This is a genomic window from Catenibacterium sp. (genome assembly GCF_052354645.1).
GTDB lineage: Bacteria > Bacillota_I > Bacilli_A > Erysipelotrichales > Coprobacillaceae > Catenibacterium > Catenibacterium mitsuoka_A.
The window spans coordinates 1-1,736 of record NZ_DAWDDM010000353.1; the positions used below are offsets into that span (position 1 = coordinate 1).

Genomic DNA, 1,736 nt, shown 5'->3' on the forward strand with positions numbered 1-1,736 from the left:
GTGTGATTATACCAGTTATTAATGGCAAATTGGGAAGTGCTGAAGGGATGACATTTCGTAATAATTTTGGTGAATTAAACAGTTTTGTATTGGATTCCTTACGTGGATTAGATGAAACAATCCAATATAATCAGGGTGAAGAAAGAAAGCAGGAAATTATTGAACGTTCTAAGCAACTTGCAAAACAGCAGGAATACTTAAGCTATAGAGAAGGGGCTCAGCGTTCTATCACAAATACAGTTATTCTTTTAGCTTCATTTGGTATGCTTTTCTTAACACTATTCCTTTATCTTAATCATGAATTAGGTTTTGAAGGTATTATTACATGTACTTTATCCATGATGGGTTCATTTGGTCCCGTAGTCGCTTTATCAAGTCTTTCTAATAACCTCAATCAAACCTTAGCAAGTGGTGAACGTGTTCTTTCACTTCTTGAAGAAAAACCTCTTGTAGAAGAAGTAGAAGGAGACAAAGAAACTAATGATTCCTTTAAAGGAGCTACACTTAATCATGTTACTTTCTCATATGATGATGAAACAATCCTAGATGATTATTCATTAAAACTAGAACCTGGTAAAATTACAGGAATCCATGGTGTGAGTGGTTCTGGTAAATCTACAATACTAAAATTATTAATGCGTTTCTGGGATGTGCATCAAGGCTCTATTACTGTAGATGAAGAAGAAATCAAGCAGATTCCTACCAAACATCTTCGTGACATGGAAAGTTATGTTACACAGGAAACTCATCTCTTCCATGACTCTATCGCAAATAATATTGCGATTGCGAAAAAAGATGCTACACGTGAAGAAATTATGGAAGCTTGCAAAAAAGCTTCTATTCATGATTTTATTATGACTTTACCTAAAGGTTATGATACAGAAGTAGGGGAGTTAGGTGATACATTATCAGGTGGAGAGAAACAAAGAATTGGAATTGCGCGTGCATTCCTACATGATGCACCAATGATTCTTATGGATGAACCAACATCTAACTTAGATTCACTCAATGAAGGTATTATCTTGAAATCATTAAAAGAGTCTTCAAAACAAAAAACAATTGTTCTTGTATCACATAGAGCATCTACAATGAATATTGCAGAAACTGTTTATGAGATGAAGGATGGTAGAATTTCTTAATAAGAGGATGTTCACGCATCCTTTTTTCATGTTAAGATAACTATGAGGTGAACAAATATGTTATAAATTTTGTGGCGAAAAACCCACACGCTTGCGTGTGGGATGAAATCCACATTTCACTTGATAAATACTTAGAAAAATGATATATAATCTATGTATATTAAAGTATAGAAAGTCAACAGATCATTAGTAAAAGTAACTATGATATAAACACACATACAATAAAACAACTATCACTGTAATCGGAAAAATCCTAATAATGCTGCACATATAGCGAACAATAATAACCATGCAGAACTGTGCAATCCTAATAATTCAGCATATCATTCAAGTTGTGGGAAAAAGTAATGGCACGAACTAAAAGTGACAATGTACAAATAAATATTTCCATTCCTGCTGGATGGAAAACAGAACTTGAAAACCCTGCACGTATCTATTCTGTTGAGGAAGGTGAGAGTATCATATTTCTTGACTTGCTGCGTAGAGGAATTCAAGAAAATATCAATTAGGTGAACAAGACAGTGAGAAACAATATCATAGTGCTTCGTATTGAAAATATCTGATACAGTATCACATCATCAGGTATTCTAAATTCAT

General features: G+C 33.6%; 2 protein-coding genes. Both read left to right on the plus strand.

Going from position 1 to position 1,736, the window contains the following annotated elements; translation table 11 throughout:
- The coding region (locus tag ACT8VG_RS10905) for an amino acid ABC transporter ATP-binding/permease protein (RefSeq protein WP_444195891.1) at positions 1-1,139 on the plus strand (1,139 nt) is incomplete at its 5' end.
- 347 nt (positions 1,140-1,486) lie between these two features.
- A complete protein-coding gene (locus ACT8VG_RS10910; RefSeq protein WP_195921154.1) occupies positions 1,487-1,648 on the plus strand; it encodes a hypothetical protein in 162 nt (53 codons plus the stop codon).
- The last annotated feature ends 88 nt before the right edge of the window (positions 1,649-1,736 follow it).